General features: G+C 69.5%; 15 protein-coding genes. 13 read left to right on the top strand and 2 right to left on the bottom strand.

The genetic code is table 11. The annotated features are described in order from the left end of the window. Positions 1-161 precede the first annotated feature (161 nt). The 7 genes from ACFYQQ_RS10865 (at position 162) to ACFYQQ_RS10835 (ending at position 11,104) form a co-directional block, all read left to right on the top strand. Positions 162-2,402, top strand: coding sequence for an ABC transporter family substrate-binding protein (locus tag ACFYQQ_RS10865; RefSeq protein WP_355781906.1), 2,241 nt, complete (start codon positions 162-164; stop codon positions 2,400-2,402). Between the two features lie 160 nt (positions 2,403-2,562). Then, the gene (typA, locus tag ACFYQQ_RS10860; RefSeq protein WP_355781903.1) at positions 2,563-4,479 is read left to right on the top strand and encodes a translational GTPase TypA; all 1,917 of its coding nucleotides are present in this window, start codon (positions 2,563-2,565) and stop codon (positions 4,477-4,479) included. A 765-nt stretch (positions 4,480-5,244) separates the two neighbouring features. Further along, a complete protein-coding gene (locus tag ACFYQQ_RS10855; protein WP_355781900.1) occupies positions 5,245-6,870 on the top strand; it encodes an ABC transporter substrate-binding protein in 1,626 nt (541 codons plus the stop codon). A gap of 150 nt (positions 6,871-7,020) precedes the next feature. Beyond that, positions 7,021-7,953 (top strand): ABC transporter permease, encoded by a 933-nt coding sequence (locus tag ACFYQQ_RS10850; RefSeq protein ID WP_355781897.1) that lies wholly within the window; start codon positions 7,021-7,023, stop codon positions 7,951-7,953. Further along, positions 7,946-8,902, top strand: a complete 957-nt coding sequence (locus ACFYQQ_RS10845; protein ID WP_355781893.1) for an ABC transporter permease — start codon at positions 7,946-7,948, stop codon at positions 8,900-8,902. Before ACFYQQ_RS10850 ends, ACFYQQ_RS10845 begins: the two co-directional genes overlap by 8 nt. Before the next feature lie 11 nt (positions 8,903-8,913). Further along, positions 8,914-9,963, top strand: a complete 1,050-nt coding sequence (locus ACFYQQ_RS10840; RefSeq protein ID WP_355781890.1) for an ABC transporter ATP-binding protein — start codon at positions 8,914-8,916, stop codon at positions 9,961-9,963. After that, the gene (locus ACFYQQ_RS10835; RefSeq protein ID WP_355781887.1) at positions 9,956-11,104 is read left to right on the top strand and encodes a dipeptide ABC transporter ATP-binding protein; all 1,149 of its coding nucleotides are present in this window, start codon (positions 9,956-9,958) and stop codon (positions 11,102-11,104) included. The genes ACFYQQ_RS10840 and ACFYQQ_RS10835 overlap by 8 nt, the downstream gene beginning before the upstream one ends. 98 nt (positions 11,105-11,202) lie before the next feature. On the opposite strand, the gene ACFYQQ_RS10830 is transcribed toward ACFYQQ_RS10835, so the two are convergent. Next, on the bottom strand, positions 11,203-12,255 hold the full coding sequence (locus ACFYQQ_RS10830; protein ID WP_356238204.1) for an amidohydrolase family protein: 1,053 nt from the start codon (positions 12,253-12,255) through the stop codon (positions 11,203-11,205). A 98-nt stretch (positions 12,256-12,353) separates the two neighbouring features. Here ACFYQQ_RS10830 and ACFYQQ_RS10825 point away from each other — a divergent pair, with 98 nt between their 5' ends. The 6 genes from ACFYQQ_RS10825 (at position 12,354) to ACFYQQ_RS10800 (ending at position 18,857) form a co-directional block, all read left to right on the top strand. Beyond that, on the top strand, positions 12,354-12,857 hold the full coding sequence (locus tag ACFYQQ_RS10825; RefSeq protein WP_355795518.1) for a DinB family protein: 504 nt from the start codon (positions 12,354-12,356) through the stop codon (positions 12,855-12,857). Positions 12,858-13,113: 256 nt separating this feature from the next. After that, positions 13,114-14,745 (top strand): ABC transporter substrate-binding protein, encoded by a 1,632-nt coding sequence (locus tag ACFYQQ_RS10820; RefSeq protein WP_356171795.1) that lies wholly within the window; start codon positions 13,114-13,116, stop codon positions 14,743-14,745. A 55-nt stretch (positions 14,746-14,800) separates the two neighbouring features. Next, entirely contained in the window at positions 14,801-15,724 is a 924-nt protein-coding gene (locus ACFYQQ_RS10815) for an ABC transporter permease (RefSeq protein WP_355792999.1), read from the top strand. Next, positions 15,717-16,697, top strand: a complete 981-nt coding sequence (locus ACFYQQ_RS10810) for an ABC transporter permease (protein ID WP_355793001.1) — start codon at positions 15,717-15,719, stop codon at positions 16,695-16,697. The genes ACFYQQ_RS10815 and ACFYQQ_RS10810 overlap by 8 nt, the downstream gene beginning before the upstream one ends. A 5-nt stretch (positions 16,698-16,702) precedes the next feature. Further along, the gene (locus tag ACFYQQ_RS10805) at positions 16,703-17,677 is read left to right on the top strand and encodes an ABC transporter ATP-binding protein (RefSeq protein ID WP_355793003.1); all 975 of its coding nucleotides are present in this window, start codon (positions 16,703-16,705) and stop codon (positions 17,675-17,677) included. Further along, positions 17,670-18,857, top strand: a complete 1,188-nt coding sequence (locus ACFYQQ_RS10800; RefSeq protein ID WP_356171802.1) for a dipeptide ABC transporter ATP-binding protein — start codon at positions 17,670-17,672, stop codon at positions 18,855-18,857. Before ACFYQQ_RS10805 ends, ACFYQQ_RS10800 begins: the two co-directional genes overlap by 8 nt. A 149-nt stretch (positions 18,858-19,006) precedes the next feature. On the opposite strand, the gene ACFYQQ_RS10795 is transcribed toward ACFYQQ_RS10800, so the two are convergent. Continuing rightward, positions 19,007-21,166 carry a prolyl oligopeptidase family serine peptidase gene (locus tag ACFYQQ_RS10795; protein WP_356171805.1) on the bottom strand — a complete coding sequence of 720 codons (2,160 nt, stop codon included), beginning with the start codon at positions 21,164-21,166 and terminating at the stop codon, positions 19,007-19,009. Positions 21,167-21,197: the final 31 nt, after the last annotated feature.

Raw genomic sequence — 21,197 nt, 5'->3', positions numbered from 1 at the left:
GCTTCGGCCCCCTCACCGCCGTGTCGCGGCCCCGACGCCGCCCCGCTCCCCTTCAGTGGGCCGCATAGATCTGATCAGCTCCATATACCGCCAAACGTGATCAGAATCCGCACTGTCCTCCTGGCGGAGCGTCAGCGCGGCGAGACCCGGAGGTTGCAGTGATGTCCCACGACGGCATCGGACTGCGCGCGGTCATGCGCTCGGTCGCGTTTCTCACCGCGGGCGCACTCGCGGTGCCCGCCCTGGCCGCGTGCAGCGCGGAGGACCAGGCGGGCAAGCCCGTCGCCGGGCAGGACATCGCGCCCGCGTCCCGTGACCGGGTGGCCGACGGCGGCACCCTGCGCTGGGCGGTGGACGCCCTGCCCGAGACGCTGAACACCTTCCAGGCGGACGCCGACGCGGCGACCTCACGGATCGCGGGCGCCGTCCTGCCCTCCATGTACCGGACCGACGCCATGGGCCGCCCCGCACGGAACGCCGACTTCCTGGAGTCGGCCAAGATCGTCGAGCGCGAGCCCAAGCAGGTCGTCCTCTACAAGCTCAACCAGCAGGCGGTCTGGAGCAACGGCCGCGAGATCGGCGCCGCCGACTTCACCGCCCAGTGGCGGGCCCTGTCCGGCAAGGACACCGCGTACTGGACGGCCCGCAACGCGGGCTACGACCGCATCCAGAAGATCGAGCGCGGCGCCAACAACCTGGAGGTCCGCGTGACCTTCAGCCGCCCCTACGCCGACTGGAAGTCGCTCTTCTCCCCGCTGTACCCCAAGGACGTCATGGGGACCCCCGACACCTTCAACGACGGCGCCCGCCGCAAGCTGAAGGTGACCGCCGGCCCCTTCGCGCTGGGGAAGATCGACCGCGAGGACGGCGACGTCACCCTCACCCGCAACCCGCGCTGGTGGGGCCGCCCCACCAAGCTCTCCGAGCTGGTGCTGCGCGCCGTGCCGCGCGACCAGCGCGCCGCCGCCCTGAACTCCGAGAAGGTCGACCTCGCCGAGATCGACCCCGAGGAGGCCGGGCGGATCACCCGGGCCGCCGCCCCCGGCAGCCCCCCGCATCAGGGCCCGGCCGCCGCGGTGACCCCCGCCAAGGCGCTGCGCTCCTGGGCCGTCGCCCACGGCTCGGACGAGGAGGCCGCCCACGAGGAGGTCCTCGCCCGCAAGAAGCAGCGCAAGGCGGTCGCCAAGTACGCCGGACGGCAGGCGGCCCTGCGCGGGTTCGAGGTCCGCAAGTCGCTCGAACCCTCGTTCACCCAGCTCGCCCTCAACGGCTCCGACGGCCCGCTCGCCGACGAGCGCGTCCGGCGTGCCGTGGCCCGCGCCCTCGACCGCGAGGAGCTCGCCCGGGTGGTCCTCAAGCCGCTCGGCCTGCCCGCCGTCCCGGTCGGCAGCCACCTCGCGCTCTCCGGTCAGCTCGCCTACGCCGACAACAGCGGCACCCTCGGCGGCCAGGACACCGCGGAGGCCCGGGCGCTGCTCGCCGACGCGGGCTGGGTGCCCGGCGGCCCGGTGAAGGAGCAGCGCAAGCCGGAGAAGGCGGCCGGGTCCGAGGTGAAGAAGCCCGAGGACGAGGCGGGCTCCGGCGACGACGGCACGTACATCGTCGGCAGGGACGACAAGCCGCGGGGCGTGCTGTCCGAGGCCGACCGGGAGCAGAAGAAGGATGCCGGGAGCCACGCGAAGAAGCACGGCATGGACAAGCGGCGGAACGCGGACGACCAGGCCGCACGGCGTCTGGACGGCCGGTACCTGCGCGAGCACGGCAAGCAGGGCGGTGCACCGGGGGCGTACGCGCCCAAGGGGACGGCCGCCCCGGCGGGCGCCGCGGCCGGCGCGCTGGCCAAGGACGGCAAGCCACTGACCCTGCGCTTCGTGCTGCCCTCCGGTCCCGGCTCGGAGTCGCTGCGTGCCGTCGGCGAGCGGATCGCCCGGATGCTGGACCGCGTCGGCATCGGCACGGAGATCTCCAAGGTCTCCGACGACAGCTACTTCAAGGACCACATCGCGTCGGGCCAGTACGACCTGGCGCTCTACTCGTGGCCCGCCTCCGCCTTCCCGGCCACCGACGCCCGGCCCATCTACGCCAAGCCGGTCCCGGCCGCCGACGGTTCGCTCAACGTCGAGCAGAACTACACGCGGGTCGGCACCGACCAGGTCGACCAGCTCTTCGACCAGGCCATCGCGGAGCTCGACGAGGGTGAGTCGCGTGCCCTGGTGCGCAAGGCGGACGCCCGTATCTGGGCTGCCGCAGGATCGATTCCTCTCTATCAGCGCCCGCAGCTGACGGCCGCCCGCGTGAACCTGGCCAACGCCGGGGCGTTCGGTTTCCAGACGCCGGTCTACGAGGACATGGGGTTCCTGAAGAAGGGCGCGAAGCCCCAGGCCGGCCCGTCGAAGGGCTGATTCCGGGCGGCGCCGGGCGTCGCGCGGGCCGGGCCCCCGTGGCCCTGCGGAGGCCTCCTCCGTCAGGGCCACGTACCATGGGGTAAGGCCGTGGCGTGTTCAGCCCGGCAGGCCCCGCGCAGCGGAGGCCGTCCACTCACCCCGGGAGAAGCGCCTCAATATGGCTGTGACTGCAACGCGTCACGACATCCGCAACGTCGCCATCGTCGCCCACGTCGACCACGGCAAGACCACTCTGGTCGACGCCATGCTCAAGCAGGCCGGTGCCTTCGCCGCGCACGCCGCCGAGTCGCTCGACGACCGCATGATGGACTCGAACGACCTGGAGCGTGAGAAGGGCATCACGATCCTGGCCAAGAACACGGCGGTCAAGTACCACCCGAAGGATGGCGGCGACGTCATCACCATCAACATCATCGACACCCCCGGCCACGCCGACTTCGGCGGTGAGGTCGAGCGCGGCCTGTCGATGGTCGACGCGGTCGTGCTGCTGGTCGACGCCTCCGAGGGCCCGCTGCCGCAGACGCGCTTCGTGCTTCGCAAGGCCCTGCAGGCCCGGATGCCCGTCATCCTCTGCATCAACAAGACGGACCGTCCCGACTCCCGGATCGACGAGGTCGTCAACGAGACGTACGACCTGTTCCTGGACCTGGACGCGGACGAGGAGCAGATCGAGTTCCCGATCGTCTACGCCTGCGCGCGTGACGGCGTCGCCTCGCTGACCAAGCCGGAGGACGGCACCGTCCCGGCGGACAGCGACAGCCTGGAGCCCTTCTTCTCCACGATCCTCTCGCACGTCCCGGCTCCGCAGTACGACGAGGAGGCCCCCCTCCAGGCCCACGTCACGAACCTGGACGCCGACAACTTCCTCGGCCGTATCGCGCTGCTCCGCGTCGAGCAGGGCGAGCTGCGCAAGGGCCAGACCGTCACGTGGATCAAGCGCGACGGCACGATGTCCAACGTGCGCATCACCGAGCTGCTGATGACCGAGGCGCTCACCCGCAAGCCCGCGGAGAAGGCCGGCCCCGGTGACATCTGCGCCGTCGCCGGTATCCCGGACATCATGATCGGCGAGACCCTCGCCGACCCCGAGAACCCGATCGCGCTGCCGCTCATCACGGTCGACGAGCCGGCCATCTCGATGACCATCGGCACGAACACCTCGCCGCTGGTCGGCCGTGGCGCCACCGGCAAGGGCGCGGACAACAAGGCCGCGGTCAAGGACCGCAAGGTCACCGCCCGCCAGGTCAAGGACCGTCTGGACCGCGAGCTGATCGGTAACGTCTCGCTGCGCGTGCTCGACACCGAGCGCCCCGACGCCTGGGAGGTCCAGGGCCGCGGTGAGCTGGCGCTGGCGATCCTCGTCGAGCAGATGCGCCGTGAGGGCTTCGAGCTGACGATCGGCAAGCCGCAGGTGGTCACCCAGGTCATCGACGGCAAGGTGCACGAGCCCGTCGAGCGCATGACGATCGACGTCCCCGAGGAGCACATGGGCGCGGTCACGCAGCTCATGGGCGTCCGCAAGGGCCGGATGGACAACATGTCGAACCACGGGTCCGGCTGGGTCCGCCTGGAGTTCGTCGTCCCCTCCCGCGGCCTCATCGGCTTCCGTACCGAGTTCCTGACCGGTACGCGCGGCACGGGCATCGCGCACTCGATCCACGAGGGCCACGAGCCGTGGTTCGGCCCGCTGACGACCCGTAACAACGGTTCGCTGGTCGCCGACCGCTCCGGCGCCGTCACCGCGTTCGCGATGACGAACCTCCAGGAGCGCGGTGTCCTCTTCGTGGAGCCCGGCACCGAGGTGTACGAGGGCATGATCGTCGGCGAGAACTCCCGCGCCGACGACATGGACGTCAACATCACCAAGGAGAAGAAGCTCACCAACATGCGCTCGGCCGCCGCCGACTCCTTCGAGGCGATCGTCCCGCCGCGCAAGCTCTCCCTGGAGCAGTCCCTGGAGTTCTGCCGCGACGACGAGTGCGTCGAGGTGACCCCGGAGGCCGTCCGCATCCGCAAGGTGAACCTGGACGCGCGTGAGCGCGCCCGTTCGGCGAGCCGGGCCAAGCACGGCTGATCCGGCCCCCGGCAGCAGATCTCGGGCACCCCGCCTCGGCGGGGTGCCCGATGCCGTTGCGGGAGGCCCCCGGCGCCGTGGGCAACGTCACGCCGTGCCGGCCGCGCAGCCGGGACCGCGGTGGACGCGGGGACCTGGGGGAGCCGAGCCGGGACGGAGGGGGGCTGGAGAAGGGATAGGGAAAACCCTTCATTGTGGGCGAGAAAGCCCTGAAGGCGGCCGCTTCGCACTACCCTGCAGACCACATGCATCTCGTCCGGGCGGACGGCGCACATCAGGCGCCGCTCGCTCCCGCGGACGTGATCGCCCGTTCACCGAACGGCCCGGCCGTACAGGCGCGTTGGCCGCGTGACGGGCACAGGGTCACCGCCGATCGCGGCGTGCGGGCACGCCGATGGCCCCCCACGCACAGCGGCCAGGTTAGCCGCAACCGGTTTTTCGAGCCCATGCGTCCGGAATACGGACACCTGCCACCGATAGATGTGTAACAAGTCCGTTTCGCAGGGATCTTTCAGCAAACCCTTTGTCCGGATTTTGGAAGAAGTAGGCGGCAGGTGTGATCGAACCGAGACCTTGGGAGTGTGGTCGGCTCCTGGCCCATGGCAGATAGTTAGGCGCGTAGAGCTCGGTCAACGGGTCACGCGCTGCAGCCGGCGCCGACCTCACGAGCGCGGGGGAGCACGAACACCTTGTCCGTCCAACGTGTCGGTGGTGTGACCGGTGCTCCCTTTTGCGGTGAACCAATGGACTCATGAGGAGGAACCCATGCGCGGTGCCAAGAGCGCCAAGTGGGTCGCGATAGCCGCGGTTGTGGCGCTGGGCGCGACCGCCTGTGGTGGTAGCGATGGTGACAGCGGCAAGGAAAACAAGGCCGCGGTCGACCCGAACGGTAAGTTCTCGGTCGAGGTGGGCGAGCCGCAGAACCCGCTGCAGCCTGCCAACACCATGGAGTCCAACGGCAGCATCGTCATCAATGCCCTGTTCTCTCAGCTCGTCGATTACGACGAGAAGGGCAACATCGTCATGGTGAACGCCGAGTCGGTGGACACCAAGGACAACAAGACCTACACGGTCAAGCTGAAGGCCGGCTGGAAGTTCCACGACGGCACCCCGGTGACCGCGGACTCCTACGTGAAGTCCTGGAACTGGTCTGCGAACATCAAGAACAAGCAGACCAACAGCTTCTGGTTCTCGGACATCAAGGGCTACGACGACGTCGCCCCGGCCAAGGGCTCCCCGAAGGCCGACAGCATGTCCGGCCTGAAGGTCGTCGACGACAGCACCTTCACCATCACGCTCTCGAAGCCGATCCCGTACTACGTGTACAAGCTCGGCTACGAGACCTTCTCGCCGCTCCCGGAGTCCTTCTTCAAGGACCCGAAGGCCGCGGGCGAGAAGCCGGTCGGCAACGGCCCCTACAAGTTCGTCAGCTGGCAGCACAAGAAGCAGATCGAAGTTGCCAAGTACGCGGACTACCAGGGTCCCGACAAGGCCAAGAACGGCGGTGTGGTCTTCAAGAACTACACCAACCTCGAGACGGCCTACGAGGACCTGAAGTCCGGCAACGTCGACGTCCTGCGTCAGATCGCGCCCAAGGACCTGCCCGTCTACAAGACGGACCTCGGCGACCGTGCCGTGGACAAGGCCTACTCCGCGATCCAGACCATCGCCCCGGCCTTCTACACCAAGCAGTGGAAGGACATCGACCCCAAGGTCCTGCAGGGCCTGTCGATGGCGATCGACCGCGACACCATCACGAAGACCGTGCTCCAGGGCACCCGTGAGCCGGCCACCGGCTGGGTCGCCAAGGGCGTCCTCGGCTACGAGCCGAACGCCGGCGGCGACGTCTTCAAGTACGACGCCGCCAAGGCCAAGTCCCTCATCAAGGAGGGTGGCGGCGTCCCGGGCAACAAGATCTCCATCCAGTACAACGCGGACGGCGGTCACAAGGAGTGGGTGGAGGCGGTCTGCAACTCCATCACCAAGGCCACGGGCGTCAAGTGCGTGGGCGACTCCAAGGCCGACTTCCAGGCCGACCTCAACGCCCGTGACGGGCAGGAGGTCAAGTCCATGTACCGCAGTGGCTGGGTGCTGGACTTCCCGATGAACGCCAACTTCATCCGGGACCTCTTCGGCTCCAAGTCGGACGGCAACCAGAGCGGCTTCTCCAACAAGAAGATCGACGAGGAGATCGCTGCCGCTGACAGCGCCTCGTCGCTCGAGGACTCGGAGAAGAAGTACCAGGAGATCGAGAAGCAGCTCCCGGAGTACATGCCGAGCATTCCGCTCTGGTACTACAAGGTCAACGCGGGCTACTCGGACAAGGTCACCGGCGTCGAGTACGCCCAGGACGGCGACCCGATCCTGACCGGCGTTCAGGTCAAGAAGTAACCGCAATCAGTCCGCGAACCGGGTACGGCGCCGTCTCGTGCGCCGTGCCCGGCATGCGGCAGCGGCTGGGGGGCCCTTTCCACACGCATCAGTCACGGGTGCGCGAGGAAAGGGCCCGTCGGCTGCCGCTGTAACCGACATGGAGGCACGATGGGGCGCTACGTCGCACGACGACTGCTCCAGATGATCCCGGTGTTCTTCGGGACAACCCTGCTGATCTTCCTCATGGTCTACGCCCTGCCCGGCGATCCCGTGCGAGGGCTCTTCGGCGACAAGGGCGGCAGCCCGCAGGTGATCGCCGCGCTGCGTCATGAGTACGGCCTGGATCAGAACATCTTTCTGCAGTACTACCACTACATGAAGGGCATCCTTCTGCACGCCGACTTCGGCACGCAGATCGCCTCCGGCCGTCCGGTCACGGACGTCCTCGGCGATGCCTTCCCGGTGACCCTCCGACTGGCCTCGCTGGCCTTCGTGATCGAGGTCATCGCGGGAATCACCCTCGGCGTCGCGGCAGGCCTGCGCGCCGGGCGGATCACCGACAACGTGGCCCTGCTGGTCTCGCTGCTGCTGATCTCGGTCCCGGTCTTCGTCCTCGGGTTCATCCTCAAGGCCGTCTTCGCGTTCAACCTCGGCTGGCTCAAGCCGAACGTCAACGACGCGACGAACTACAACGAGTTGCTGATGCCGGCCATTGTGCTGGCCGCCGCGTCACTGGCGTACGTGACCCGTCTGACCCGGACCTCCGTCGCCGAGAACGTGCGCGCCGACTACATCCGCACCGCCGTCGCCAAGGGCCTGCCCCGGCGCCGAGTGGTGGGCGTCCACCTCATGCGCAACTCGCTGATCCCCGTGGTCACCTACCTGGGCACCGACATCGGTGCGCTGATGGGCGGCGCGGTCGTCACCGAGGGCCTGTTCAACATCCACGGCGTGGGCGGCACGATCTACGAGTCCATCGTGCGCCGTGAGGGCACGACCCTCGTGGGCCTGGTGACGATCCTCGTCCTCGTGTACCTGCTCGCCAACCTGCTCGTCGACCTGCTCTACGCGGTCCTTGACCCGAGGATTCGCTATGCCTGACGTGACCAAGACCGACGTCAAGACCGGCGCGATCGACCCGGTGGGCGGCACGCCCTCCATGACGCCGCACGCCGCCGAGGCCAAGCCGGAAAAGACCCGCAGCCTGTGGGGCGACGCCTGGGCCGACCTGCGGCGCAGCTGGATCTTCATCATCTCCAGCGTGCTGATCCTGGTCCTGCTGCTCATCACCTTCTTCCCCGGGTGGTTCACCAGCGAGGACCCGATCCTCGGCGACCTGTCCAAGCACTACCTGCAGAAGCCGCGGCTGAGCGACGTCGGTTCGCCGGACTGGCTCGGCTACGACCAGCAGGGCCGCAGCGTCTACGCCCGCGCCATCTACGGCGCCCGCGCCTCCATAGCCGTCGGCTTCGGCACCACCGTCGTCGTCACGCTCCTCGGCGGCCTGGTCGGCATGATCTCCGGCTACTTCGGCGGTCTGATCGACTCGTTCATGTCCCGGGTGACGGACGTCTTCTTCGGCATCCCGTTCCTGCTCGGCACCATGGTCATCCTGAACTCCTTCACGAACCGGACGACCTGGGTCGTCATCGGGGCGCTGGGCTTCTTCGGCTGGACGCAGGTCGCCCGCGTGATGCGCGGCGCGGTCATCACCACCAAGCAGGCCGACTACGTGCAGGCGGCCAAGGCGCTCGGCGCGAGCACTCCGAGGATCATGTTCCGGCACATCCTGCCGAACACCCTCGCACCCGTGATCGTCGTCGCCACCATCTCGCTCGGTGTCTACATCTCCGCCGAGGCGACGCTGTCCTTCCTGGGCCTCGGCCTCGACGGCGTCTCGTGGGGCAACGACATCTCCGGCGGCGGCAACCAGATCCGCGTCGCCCAGTGGATCATGCTCTACCCGTCGATCCTGCTCAGCATCACGGTGCTGGCTTTCATCATGCTCGGTGAGGCCGTACGCAACGCCCTCGACCCGAAGATGCGCTGAGGGAGGCGTACGTGACCATCATCGAAGAAGCAACCGTGCCCTCGCCGCGCGGCACCGACGACGGGCCCCTGCTCGAAGTGCGGGACCTGCACGTCGAGTTTCACACCCGCGAGGGCACCGTCAAGGCCGTCAACGGCGTCAACTACAGCGTGTCCGCCGGTGAGACGCTCGCCGTCCTCGGTGAGTCGGGCTCCGGCAAGTCGGTGACGGCGCAGGCCGTCATGGGCATCCTCGACATGCCGCCGGCCAGGATCCCGCAGGGCGAGATCCTGTTCCGCGGCCAGGACATGCTCAAGATGTCCGGCGAGGAGCGCCGCCGGATCCGCGGCCAGAAGATCGCCATGATCTTCCAGGACGCGCTCAGCTCGCTCAACCCCGTGCTCAGCGTGGGGTACCAGCTCGGCGAGATGTTCCGCGTCCACCAGGGCCTGTCCAAGAAGGACGCCAAGGCCAAGGCGATCGAGCTGATGGACCGGGTGAAGATCCCGGCCTCCGCGGCCCGGGTGAACGACTACCCGCACCAGTTCTCCGGCGGTATGCGCCAGCGCATCATGATCGCCATGGCGCTGGCCCTGGAGCCGGACCTGATCATCGCCGACGAGCCCACCACGGCTCTCGACGTGACCGTCCAGGCCCAGGTCATGGACCTGCTCGCGGAGCTCCAGCGCGAGTACAACATGGGGCTGATCCTGATCACCCACGACCTCGGCGTGGTCGCCGACGTCGCGGACAAGATCGCCGTCATGTACGCGGGCCGGATCGTCGAGCGCGCCCCGGTGCACGAGCTGTACAAGCGGCCCGCGCACCCCTACACGCGGGGTCTGCTCGACTCGATCCCGCGCCTGGACCAGAAGGGCCAGGAGCTGTACGCGATCAAGGGTCTGCCGCCGAACCTGCTGCGGATCCCGACGGGTTGTGCCTTCAACCCGCGCTGCCCCAAGGCGCAGGACATCTGCCGCACGGACGAGCCGGCCCTCTTCCCGGTCACCGAGCTCGACGGCGGCGAACTGCCCGGCCGGGCCTCCGCGTGCCACTTCTGGAAGGAGACGCTCCATGGCTGAGCTCAGCAAGAACCACGAGCCGCAGGACGCCACGCCGAACGTCTCCGACGTCGAGATCGTGGACGCCCACTCCGAGACGGAGGCGGTCGCCGCCATCGAGGCGCCCGTCGAGCGGGGCGAGCCGATCCTCCAGGTGCGCAACCTGGTGAAGCACTTCCCGCTCACCCAGGGCATCCTCTTCAAGAAGCAGATCGGCGCGGTCAAGGCCGTCGACGGCATCTCCTTCGACCTGTACCAGGGCGAGACCCTGGGCATCGTGGGCGAGTCCGGCTGCGGCAAGTCCACCGTGGCCAAGCTCCTGATGACCCTGGAGCGGGCCACCGCGGGCGAGGTCTTCTACAAGGGCCAGGACATCACCAAGCTGTCCGGGCGCGCGCTGAAGGCCGTGCGGCGCAACATCCAGATGGTCTTCCAGGACCCGTACACCTCGCTCAACCCGCGTATGACGGTGGGCGACATCATCGGTGAGCCCTTCGACATCCACCCCGAGGTGGCACCGAAGGGCGACCGGCGGCGCCGGGTCCAGGAACTGCTGGACGTGGTCGGGCTCAACCCCGAGTACATCAACCGCTATCCGCACCAGTTCTCGGGCGGTCAGCGCCAGCGCATCGGCATCGCCCGCGGCCTTGCGCTCAACCCCGAGATCATCATCTGCGACGAGCCGGTGTCGGCGCTGGACGTGTCGGTGCAGGCGCAGGTCATCAACCTGATGGAGCGGCTGCAGGACGAGTTCAACCTGTCGTACCTCTTCATCGCGCACGACCTGTCGATCGTGCGGCACATCTCCGACCGCGTCGGCGTGATGTACCTCGGCCGGATGGCGGAGATCGGCACGGACGAGCAGATCTACGACCACCCGACGCACCCGTACACGCAGGCGCTGCTGTCGGCCGTGCCGGTGCCGGACCCGGAGGCGCGCGAGCACCGGGACCGGATCATCCTGAGCGGCGACGTGCCCTCGCCGGCGAACCCGCCGTCGGGCTGCCGCTTCCGCACCCGCTGCTGGAAGGCGCAGGCGAAGTGCGCCCAGGAGGAGCCGCTGCTGGCGGTGCCCGAGCTCTTCAAGGGCGTGGACACCCCGGCGGCGCACGAGTCGGCGTGCCACTTCGCCGAGGAGAAGGACGTCGTGCACGCCGTCTGATCCCGCACCCCGTCCCACCCGACCGGTTCCCGGCCCCGCCTCGCGGTGCCGGGAACCGGCGTCTCGGGGCCCGGGGAAGCCGGTCCCGCACGGCTCCCTCAGCGGACAACGCGTCCGCGCAGCACGACGCGTCGGGGCCGGCGCAGCGTGCCGGGGTCCAGCCGCGGGTCCGCGTCGTACACGGTGACGTCCGCGAGGCCGCCCTCGGTCAGGCCGCTCAGCCCGAGGAAGGCGCGCGCGGTCCAGCTCGCGGCGCCGACCGCCGAGTGCGCCGGCAGCCCGGCGGCGATCAGGTGCTCCACCTCGGTGGCGACGTTGCCGAACGGCGCCGAGTCCGTCCCGGCGAGGACGGTGACCCCCGCGTCGTACGCCTCCCGGACCCGGCGCACCATCGTGCGGTGCCCCTCGCGCCAGAGCCGGTCCCGGGCGGTGCCGCCGGTGCGCAGCGGCGCGCTCCCGGCGAAGGCGGTGAGGGTCGGCACGTAGGCCGTGCCGTGCGCCGCCATGAGCGCGACGCACTCCTGCGGCATGCCCATCCCGTGCTCGACGGAGTCGACGCCCGCGCGGGCCGCGCCGAGCACGCCCTCGGCGGACTGGCAGTGCACGGCGACCCGGCCGCCCGCCGCGTGCACGCCTTCGACGACCGCCCGCAGCAGCTCGTACGGGACCGGGGCGGCCTCGAAGTCCCAGTCGCCCATGAGCTTGCACCAGCCGTCGTGGGCCCTGGCCTCCGCGACCGCCGACGCGACGAGGTCGTCCGTGACCGTGTGGAACGCGGCGGTCCTGGAGAGCCCGGCCCAGGCCAGCCAGCGGCCCGCGGTGATCATCCGGGGCGCGTCGGGGGCCTCGCGCAAGGCCGCGGGCACCTCGCCCAGCAGTCCGGGGAAGCGCAGCGCCGTCGTGCCCGCCTCGCGGTGCGCGGCGATGTGCTCGGCGAAGAGGACGGGGTCGAAGGAGAGGTCACCGGCGTCGTCCCCCGAGCCCGGGTGGGTGTGCACGTCGACGAGTCCCGGCAGCAGGAAGCCGCCGTCGGCGACGGTGACGACGTCGGCGGCGCCGGCGGGGCGGACGAAGGTGACGCGGTCCCCGAGCAGCCAGAGGTCGCGCGGTTCGCCGTCGGGCAGCACGGTGCCGCGCAGGTGGAGGATCATCCCGGCAGTCTGTCCCGGCGGGCGGGCGCGGCCAAGTCCCCGCCGCCGTGCCCATATTCGGTCGACAGCGGCCGGGCGGGCGGGGATGCTTCACCCCGATGACGCGAACCGACACGCCTCCCGCCTGGGACGAGCGCTCACAGCTGACCACCTTCCTCGACTACGCCCGTGACACGGCGCGGGCCAAGTGCGAGGACGTCTCCCCGGAGAACGCCCGCCGGGCCCCGCTGCCCGGCTCCCCGCTCATGACCCTGTGCGGACTGATCAGCCATCTGCGGTGGGTCGAGTACTACTGGTTCCAGGTGGTGTTCCTCGGGGAGGACGACCAGGGCCCGTGGACGGACGAGGAACCCGACCGCGAGATGAGCATGGCCGTCGACGTGCCGCTCGCGCAGCTCCTCACGGAGTACGCGGAGCAGAGCGCCCGCTACCGGGAACTGGTCGCCGGGCACAGCCTGGACGACACGGCGAAGCGCGCGGGCCGGGACGACCGGCACTTCGACCTCAGGTGGATCCTGCTGCACCTGATCGAGGAGACCGCCCGGCACAACGGCCATCTCGACATCCTGCGCGAACTGCTCGACGGCCGCACGGGCTCGTAGCGGCCCCTCCTCGGCCCTCCTCCACGGGCTCCGCAGAACAGACCACCAGGAACCGCCGGCCCGCACGTGGCCGGCGGTTCCGCATGTCCGCACGCACGTCGCGGCCCGGCGCGCGCCCCGCTGTGCGGGGCGCGGTGTCACACGTACGGCCGCCGCCCGGACAGCGGCCACCCGTACAGACGGGGCGAGAGTGCGATATGGGTGGTAACGGGTCATATTGGGCGCTAATGACCAGAGCTTTCCGAGGAGGCACTCCATGCGTGGAGCGACGCACGCCAAATGGGCCGCATGCGCGGCGGCGGTAGCCCTCGCGGCGACCGCCTGCGGGGGCGGGGGGAGTGACAGCGGCGGCGGCGACGGCACCGGGGTCCTCAGCTCCTCGTGGGGTGATCCGCAGAACCCGCTCGAACCGGCCAACACCAACGAGGTGCAGGGCGGCAAGGTCCTCGACATGATCTTCCGGGGTCTGAAGCGGTACGACGCGAAGACCGGCGCGGCCGACGACATGCTGGCCGAGAAGATCGAGACCTCGGACTCGCAGAACTTCACGATCACGATCAAGGACGGCTGGAAGTTCAGCAACGGCGAGGCCGTCACCGCGAAGTCCTTCGTCGACGCGTGGAACTACGGCGCCAGCCTCAAGAACAACCAGAAGAACGCGTACTTCTTCGGGTACATCGAGGGGTACGACAAGGTCCACCCGGACTCGGGCAAGCAGAGCGCGGACACGCTGTCCGGCCTGGTCGTCAAGGACGACAAGACCTTCACGGTCAAGCTCAACCAGAAGTTCTCGACCTTCCCCGACACCCTCGGCTACGCGGCCTTCTCGCCGCTGCCGCAGGCGTTCTTCGACGACCACGCGAACTGGCTGAAGAAGCCGATCGGCAACGGTCCGTACTCGGTCGACTCCTACACCAAGGGCTCCCAGATGTCCCTGCGGAAGTGGGACGGCTACTCCGGCGAGGACAAGGCGGAGAACGGCGGGGTGGACCTGAAGGTCTACACCGACAACAACACCGCCTACACCGACCTCCTGGCCGGCAACCTCGACCTGGTCGACGACGTGCCCGCCTCGCAGCTCAAGAACGCCAAGAGCGACCTCGGCAACCGGTACATCAACACCCCGGCCGGCATCATCCAGACCCTCGCCTTCCCGTTCTACGACAAGAACTGGGACAAGGCCGGGATGGAGAAGGTCCGCACGGGCCTGTCGATGGCCATCGACCGCAAGCAGATCACCGAGACGATCTTCCAGAAGACCCGTACCCCGGCCACCGACTGGACCTCGCCGGTGCTCGGCAAGGACGGCGGCTTCCAGGACGGACTCTGCGGTGACGCCTGCGAGTACAACGCGAGCGAGGCCAAGAAGATGATCGAGGACGGCGGGGGTCTGCCCGGCGGACAGGTCAAGATCACGTACAACGCGGACACCGGCTCCCACAAGGAGTGGGTCGACGCCGTGTGCAACAGCATCAACAACGCCCTCGGCAACGACAAGGCGTGCGTCGGCAACCCCGTCGGCACCTTCGCCGACTTCCGCAACCAGATCACCGACCAGAAGATGTCGGGTCCCTTCCGGGCGGGCTGGCAGATGGACTACCCGCTGATCCAGAACTTCCTCCAGCCGCTGTACTACACCAACGCCTCCTCCAACGACGGCAAGTGGTCGAACAAGGACTTCGACAACCTGGTGAACCAGGCGAACGCCGAGACCGACACCGCCAAGGCGATCAAGCTCTTCCAGCAGGCCGAGGAGGTCGTCCGGGACAACATGGCGGCCATCCCGCTCTGGTACCAGAACGGCAGCGCCGGCTACTCGGAACGGCTCTCGAACGTCGCGCTCAACCAGTTCAGCGTCCCCGTCTACAACGAGATCAAGGTCAACTGAGCCGCGCCGGGCGGCCCTTGTGACAGGGCCGCCCGCCCCTACCTCCGGAGCCCTCATGGGACGGTATGTGATCCGGCGCCTGCTGCAGATGATCCCGGTCTTCATCGGCGCGACGCTCTTGATCTTCCTGATGGTGAACGTGATGGGCGACCCCATCGCGGGCCTCTGCGGCGACCGCCAGTGCGACCCCGCCACCGCCGCCCAGCTGGAGAAGGAGTTCGGCCTCGATAAGCCGGTGTGGCAGCAGTACCTGACCTACATGGGCAACGTCTTCACCGGGGACTTCGGCACCGCCTTCAACGGCCAGGAGGTCACCGAACTGATGGCGTCGGCCTTCCCGGTCACCATCCGGCTCACGATCGTCGCGATCCTCTTCGAGATCGTGATCGGCATCGTGCTCGGCGTGATCACCGGCCTGCGCCGCGGACGCCCCGTCGACACCGGCGTCCTGCTGCTGACCCTCGTCGTCATCTCGGTGCCCACCTTCGTCACCGGCCTGCTGCTCCAACTGCTGCTCGGCGTCGAGTGGGGCTGGATCAAACCGTCGGTCTCCTCGGAGGCCACCTTCGGCGAGCTGATCGTCCCCGGCCTGGTCCTCGCCTCGGTGTCCCTGGCCTACGTGACCCGGCTGACCCGGACCTCCATCGCGGAGAACAAGCGGTCCGACTACGTCCGTACGGCGATCGCGAAGGGCCTGCCCCGGCGCCGCGTGATCGTCCGTCACCTGCTCCGCAACTCGCTGATCCCCGTGGTGACCTTCATCGGCACCGACATCGGCGCGCTCATGGGCGGCGCCATCGTCACGGAGCGGATCTTCAACATCCACGGCGTCGGCTTCCAGCTCTACCAGGGCATCCTGCGGCAGAACACCCAGACCGTCGTCGGTTTCGTGACCGTCCTCGTGCTCGTCTTCCTGGTCGCCAATCTGCTCGTCGACCTCCTCTACGCCGTACTCGACCCGAGGATCCGCTATGCCTGAGCAGCCGTACGAGCCGGAGGGCGCCATCGCGGCGACCGGGATGGGCGGCGCCATGGACCTCGCCACCAGTGAGGGCGCCACCCTGGAGAAGACGCCCGGCGGCCCGGAGGGCACCGGACCGCAGGAGAAGCCGCGCTCGCTCTGGTCCGACGCCTGGCGCGACCTGCGGCGCAACCCCGTCTTCATCATCTCCGCGCTGGTCATCCTCTTCCTGGTCGTGATCTCGCTCTGGCCGTCCCTGATCGCCACGCAGAACCCCCTGAACTGCAATCTGTCCAAGGCCCAGGAGGGCTCCCAGCCCGGGCACCCGTTCGGATTCGACGGCCAGGGCTGCGACGTCTACACGCGGACCGTGTACGGCACCCGGGTCTCGATCGCTGTCGGCGTCTGCGCCACGCTCGGGGTCGCCCTGCTCGGAGCGGTGCTCGGCGGCCTCGCCGGCTTCTTCGGCGGGACCGGGGACGCCGTCCTGTCCCGGATCACGGACATCTTCTTCGCGATCCCCGTGGTGCTCGGCGGCCTGGTGCTGCTGTCCGTGGTCACCAGCAACACGATCTGGCCGGTCATCGGGTTCATGGTGCTGCTCGGCTGGCCGCAGATCTCCAGGATCGCGCGCGGATCCGTCATCACCACCAAGCAGAACGACTACGTCCAGGCGGCACGGGCCCTCGGCGCGTCCAACTCACGGCTGATGCTGCGGCACATCCTGCCGAACGCCGTCGCGCCCGTGATCGTCGTAGCGACCATCGCGCTCGGCACCTACATCGCGCTGGAGGCGACGCTGTCGTACCTCGGAGTCGGGCTGAAGCCACCCACGGTGTCCTGGGGCATCGACATCTCCGCCGCGTCCCCGTACATCCGCCAGGCCCCGCACATGCTGCTGTGGCCCGCCGGCGCCCTCGCGGTCACCGTCCTGGCGTTCATCATGCTCGGCGACGCGGTCCGCGACGCCCTCGACCCGAAGCTGAGGTGACCGCCGTGCTGCTCGAAGTGCGCGACCTGCACGTGGAGTTCCGGACCAGGGACGGTGTCGCCAAGGCGGTCAACGGCGTGAACTACAGCGTCGACGAGGGCGAGACGCTCGCGGTGCTCGGCGAGTCCGGCTCCGGCAAGTCCGTCACCGCGCAGGCCGTCATGGGCATCCTGGACATGCCCCCGGGCCGGATCACCGGCGGCGAGATCCTCTTCCAGGGCCAGGACCTGCTGAAGTTCAAGGAGGAGGAGCGGCGCAAGGTCCGCGGCGCCCAGATGGCGATGATCTTCCAGGACGCCCTCTCGTCCCTGAACCCGGTGCTGTCCGTGGGTGACCAGCTCGGCGAGATGTTCGTCGTGCACCGCGGGATGTCCCGCAAGGACGCCCGGACCCGGTCCGTCGAGCTGATGGACCGGGTCCGCATCCCGGCCGCCGCCCAGCGTGTACGCGACTACCCGCACCAGTTCTCCGGCGGTATGCGCCAGCGCATCATGATCGCCATGGCGCTGGCCCTCGAACCCGCCCTGATCATCGCCGACGAACCGACCACCGCCCTGGACGTCACCGTCCAGGCCCAGGTCATGGAGCTGCTGGCGGAACTCCAGCGCGAACTCAACATGGGGCTCATCCTGATCACCCACGACCTCGGCGTGGTCGCCGACGTCGCGGACAAGATCGCCGTGATGTACGCGGGCCGCATCGTCGAGTCGGCGCCCGTCCACGACATCTACAAGGCGCCCGCGCACCCGTACACCCGGGGCCTGCTGGACTCGATCCCGCGCCTGGACCAGAAGGGCCAGGAGCTCTACGCGATCAAGGGCCTGCCGCCGAACCTGATGCGCATCCCGCCGGGCTGCGCCTTCAACCCGCGCTGCCCCATGGCCCAGGACGTGTGCCGGACCGACGTACCCCCGCTCTACGAGGTCTCCGACGAGCGCGGGAGTGCCTGCCACTTCTGGAGGGAGTGCCTGCATGGCTGAGACGACGCAGGCGCCGACGGCCGAGCCGATCCTGGAGGTCAGCGGCCTGGTCAAGCACTACCCGCTCACCCGAGGCATCGTCTTCAGGAAGCAGATCGGGGCGGTGAAGGCCGTCGACGGCGTCGACTTCACCCTGGGGTCGGGCGAGACCCTCGGCATCGTCGGCGAGTCCGGCTGCGGCAAGTCGACGGTCGCCAAGATGCTGGTCAACCTGGAGAAGCCGACGGACGGGGTGATCAAGTACCGGGGCGAGGACATCACCAAGTTGTCCGGACGCGCCCTGAAGGCCGTACGGCGCAACATCCAGATGGTCTTCCAGGACCCCTACACCTCGCTCAACCCCCGTATGACGGTGGGCGACATCATCGGTGAGCCCTACGACATCCACCCCGAGGTCGCGCCCAAGGGTGACCGCCGGAAGCGGGTCCAGGACCTGCTGGACGTGGTCGGCCTCAACCCCGAGTACATCAACCGCTATCCGCACCAGTTCTCCGGCGGCCAGCGCCAGCGCATCGGCATCGCCCGCGGCCTCGCGCTGCGCCCCGAGATCATCGTCGCGGACGAGCCGGTCTCCGCCCTCGACGTCTCCGTGCAGGCGCAGGTCATCAACCTGCTCGACCGCCTCCAGGACGAGTTCGACCTGTCCTACGTCTTCATCGCGCACGACCTGTCGATCGTGCGGCACATCTCCGACCGGATCGGCGTGATGTACCTCGGGCGGATCGTCGAGACCGGCAGGGACGCCGAGATCTACGACCATCCGACGCACCCGTACACCCAGGCCCTGCTCTCCGCGGTGCCGGTGCCCGACCCGGAGGCGCGCGAGCACCGGGAGCGGATCATCCTCACCGGAGACGTGCCGTCGCCGGCCAACATCCCCTCCGGCTGCCGCTTCCGCACCCGGTGCTGGAAGGCGCGCGAGCGCTGCGCCCTGGAGGTCCCGCTGCTCGCGGTGCCGGCCGAGTTCCGGCTCCTGGACGGGCCCGCGGCACACGACTCGGCGTGCCACTTCGCGGAGGAGAAGCGCGTGGTGCCCCCGGAGGAGCACCGGCCCTCGCCTCTCGGCGGCCTTCCGGAGTCGCCCGGCGGAGACCGTCCGGGCTCGCCCCTGGGCGGGCGTCCGGTGCCGCCGCCGGAGGACGGGGAACCGCCGTCACGGCCGCCGAACGGGGTTGCATAAGCGCACAAATGAGGGCGAACGTCGTTTACACGCAGGCAACTTGGCGGAAGCGGTACCGATATACGGACGCGGCAAGGTGAACAGCGTACGGCCGTGCGGGTGCCGTAGACGGGCCGGGGCGCGCCATGTCGCCCCGGCCCGTCGCATGTTCAGTCCAGGCCCAGCGACCGCTTCAGGAAGTCCACCTGGAGCAGCAGCAGGTTCTCCGCGACCTGTTCCTGCGGCGTCATGTGCGTGACGCCCGACAGGGGGAGCACCTCGTGGGGCCGCCCGGCGGCCAGCAGGGCCGAGGACAGGCGCAGGCTGTGCGCGACCACCACGTTGTCGTCCGCGAGGCCGTGCACGATCATCATCGGCCGGGCGGGCTCGGCGGCGGCCACCAGACCGTCGTCGTCGATCAGGGAGTTGGCCGCGTACACCTCGGGACGGCTGCCGGGGTCGCCCAGGTAGCGCTCGGTGTAGTGGGTGTCGTAGAGCCGCTGGTCGGTGACCGGGGCGCCCAGGATGCCGGCGTGGAAGACGTCCGGGCGGCGCAGCACCGCGAGCCCCGCGAGGTAGCCGCCGAACGACCAGCCGCGGATCGCCACCCGGCCGAGGTCGAGCGGGAAGGTCTTCGCGAGGTCCTGGAGGGCGTCGACCTGGTCCTGGAGCACGACGGCGGCCAGGTCGTCCTTGACGGCCTTCTCCCAGGCGGGCGAGCGCCCCGGCATCCCGCGCCCGTCCGCGACGATCACGGCGAATCCCTGGTCGGCGAACCACTGCGAGGTCAGGTAGGGGTTGTGGGCGGCGAGCACGCGCTGGCCGTGCGGACCCCCGTACGGGTCCATGAGCACGGGCAGGGGAGTGTCCCCGTGGTAGTCCGTCGGCATAAGCACGGCGCACGGGATTCGGCGTGCGCCCCCCTGTGTCAAGGTCACGCGCGGGGACAGACCAGGGCGTTCGGCATATGACGCCACGGTGGCCGTCTTCGCCGAGGCTCCCGCGGGCGCCGGTCCGGCCCCGGTCCGCCTGCCGTCGCGCAGCACCTGCACCTGGCTGCCCGGCCGGTCCGGCACCGCCGAGACGAGGACGGTCACGCCGCCGGCCCGCACCGCCGAGTGCACGCCCGGCTCCTGCGAAAGCCGCTCCACGCCCAGCTCGTTCACCCGGTACACGTGGATCTCGCCGATCTCCGGCTCGGCCGCCTTCGCGCCCGCCGACGCCGAGACCAGCACGTCGTGGGCCGACACGTCCAGCACCGCGCGGACGTGCAACTGCGGCCCGGTCAGCGGGCGTTCGCCGTACGCGAGGACCCGCGCCCCGCCCTCGTCGGCGATCCGCACCAGCTGCCCGCCGGGGCTCCAGCACGGGACGCCGGGGAAAAGATCCAGCCATTGTGGATCTTCGTCGGCGTGCACCATCCGGGTGGCCCCGGTGTCCGGGTTCACCGCCAGGAACAGCTGGCTGCGCTGGTCCCGCGCCTGTACGAGCACGAGCGGCGCCCCCGCCGCTGACCAGTGCACATGCGCCACGTACGGGTAGCGCGCCCGGTCCCAGACGACCTCCGTGCGCGTCCCGTCGAGGCCGATGACGAACAGCCGGACCTCCGCGTTGGCGCTGCCCGCCACCGGGTACGCCACCTGCTGCGGATCCCGCCCGGGATGCGCCGGATCGGAGATCCACCACCGCTCGACCGGGGCGTCGTCGACCCGCGCGACGAGCAGCCGGTCCGACTCCGGTGACCACCAGAAACCGCGCGAACGCCCCATCTCCTCGGCCGCGATGAACTCGGCCAATCCGTAGGAAACCGTCGCCGACTCCGGCTCCGCCAGCGCCCGGTCCTCCGCTCCCTCGGCCCCCACCACACGCAGGGCGCCACCGGTCACGTACGCGATCAGCCGCCCGTCGGGCGCCGGGCGCGGGTCGATCACCGGCCCCGGGACCCGGAGTTCACGCGCCGTACCGGCCCGCAGCTCGGCCGTGAAAAGCCGCCCTGACAAGGAGAAAGACGCCAACTCCACGGCCGCGTCGGTGGCGTAGCCGACGATCCCGGCGCCGCCCTCGCGGCTGCGCTCACGGCGGGCCCGCTCCTGCGCCGACAACCGCTCCGTGCCGCCGCCGAGCAGCGTCCCGGGGTCCGCGACGACGCGCTCCCCGCCGTCCTCGACATCGAGGACCCACAGCAGGTTCGCCCGGTCCGTGCCGGACCGGGACCGCAGGAAAACGACGCGTGAACCGTCGGGTGACACGGTGAAGGCGCGGGGTGCGCCGAGGGTGAACCGCTGGGTGCGCGCCTGCATGCGCGGGAAGGAAAGGGGCTCCGTCGTCATGCCCTGACCATATTGGCCATGCGCCCCCTTG

The sequence above is a fragment of the Streptomyces sp. NPDC005496 genome (assembly GCF_042872045.1).
Classification (GTDB): Bacteria; Actinomycetota; Actinomycetes; order Streptomycetales; family Streptomycetaceae; genus Streptomyces.
This window is presented reverse-complemented; position numbering and strand designations above follow the sequence as displayed.

Bases quoted from the DNA above. Each gene is read 5' to 3' on its own strand.
- ACFYQQ_RS10830 (WP_356238204.1), bottom strand. From the start codon at position 12,255: ATGATCCTCCACCTGCGCGGCACCGTGCTGCCCGACGGCGAACCGCGC.
- ACFYQQ_RS10825 (WP_355795518.1), top strand. From the start codon at position 12,354: ATGACGCGAACCGACACGCCTCCCGCCTGGGACGAGCGCTCACAGCTG.
- ACFYQQ_RS10795 (WP_356171805.1), bottom strand. From the start codon at position 21,166: ATGACGACGGAGCCCCTTTCCTTCCCGCGCATGCAGGCGCGCACCCAG.
- ACFYQQ_RS10815 (WP_355792999.1), top strand. From the start codon at position 14,801: ATGGGACGGTATGTGATCCGGCGCCTGCTGCAGATGATCCCGGTCTTC.
- typA (WP_355781903.1), top strand. From the start codon at position 2,563: ATGGCTGTGACTGCAACGCGTCACGACATCCGCAACGTCGCCATCGTC.
- ACFYQQ_RS10845 (WP_355781893.1), top strand. From the start codon at position 7,946: ATGCCTGACGTGACCAAGACCGACGTCAAGACCGGCGCGATCGACCCG.
- ACFYQQ_RS10835 (WP_355781887.1), top strand. From the start codon at position 9,956: ATGGCTGAGCTCAGCAAGAACCACGAGCCGCAGGACGCCACGCCGAAC.
- ACFYQQ_RS10865 (WP_355781906.1), top strand. From the start codon at position 162: ATGTCCCACGACGGCATCGGACTGCGCGCGGTCATGCGCTCGGTCGCG.
- ACFYQQ_RS10800 (WP_356171802.1), top strand. From the start codon at position 17,670: ATGGCTGAGACGACGCAGGCGCCGACGGCCGAGCCGATCCTGGAGGTC.
- ACFYQQ_RS10810 (WP_355793001.1), top strand. From the start codon at position 15,717: ATGCCTGAGCAGCCGTACGAGCCGGAGGGCGCCATCGCGGCGACCGGG.
- ACFYQQ_RS10850 (WP_355781897.1), top strand. From the start codon at position 7,021: ATGGGGCGCTACGTCGCACGACGACTGCTCCAGATGATCCCGGTGTTC.
- ACFYQQ_RS10855 (WP_355781900.1), top strand. From the start codon at position 5,245: ATGCGCGGTGCCAAGAGCGCCAAGTGGGTCGCGATAGCCGCGGTTGTG.
- ACFYQQ_RS10820 (WP_356171795.1), top strand. From the start codon at position 13,114: ATGCGTGGAGCGACGCACGCCAAATGGGCCGCATGCGCGGCGGCGGTA.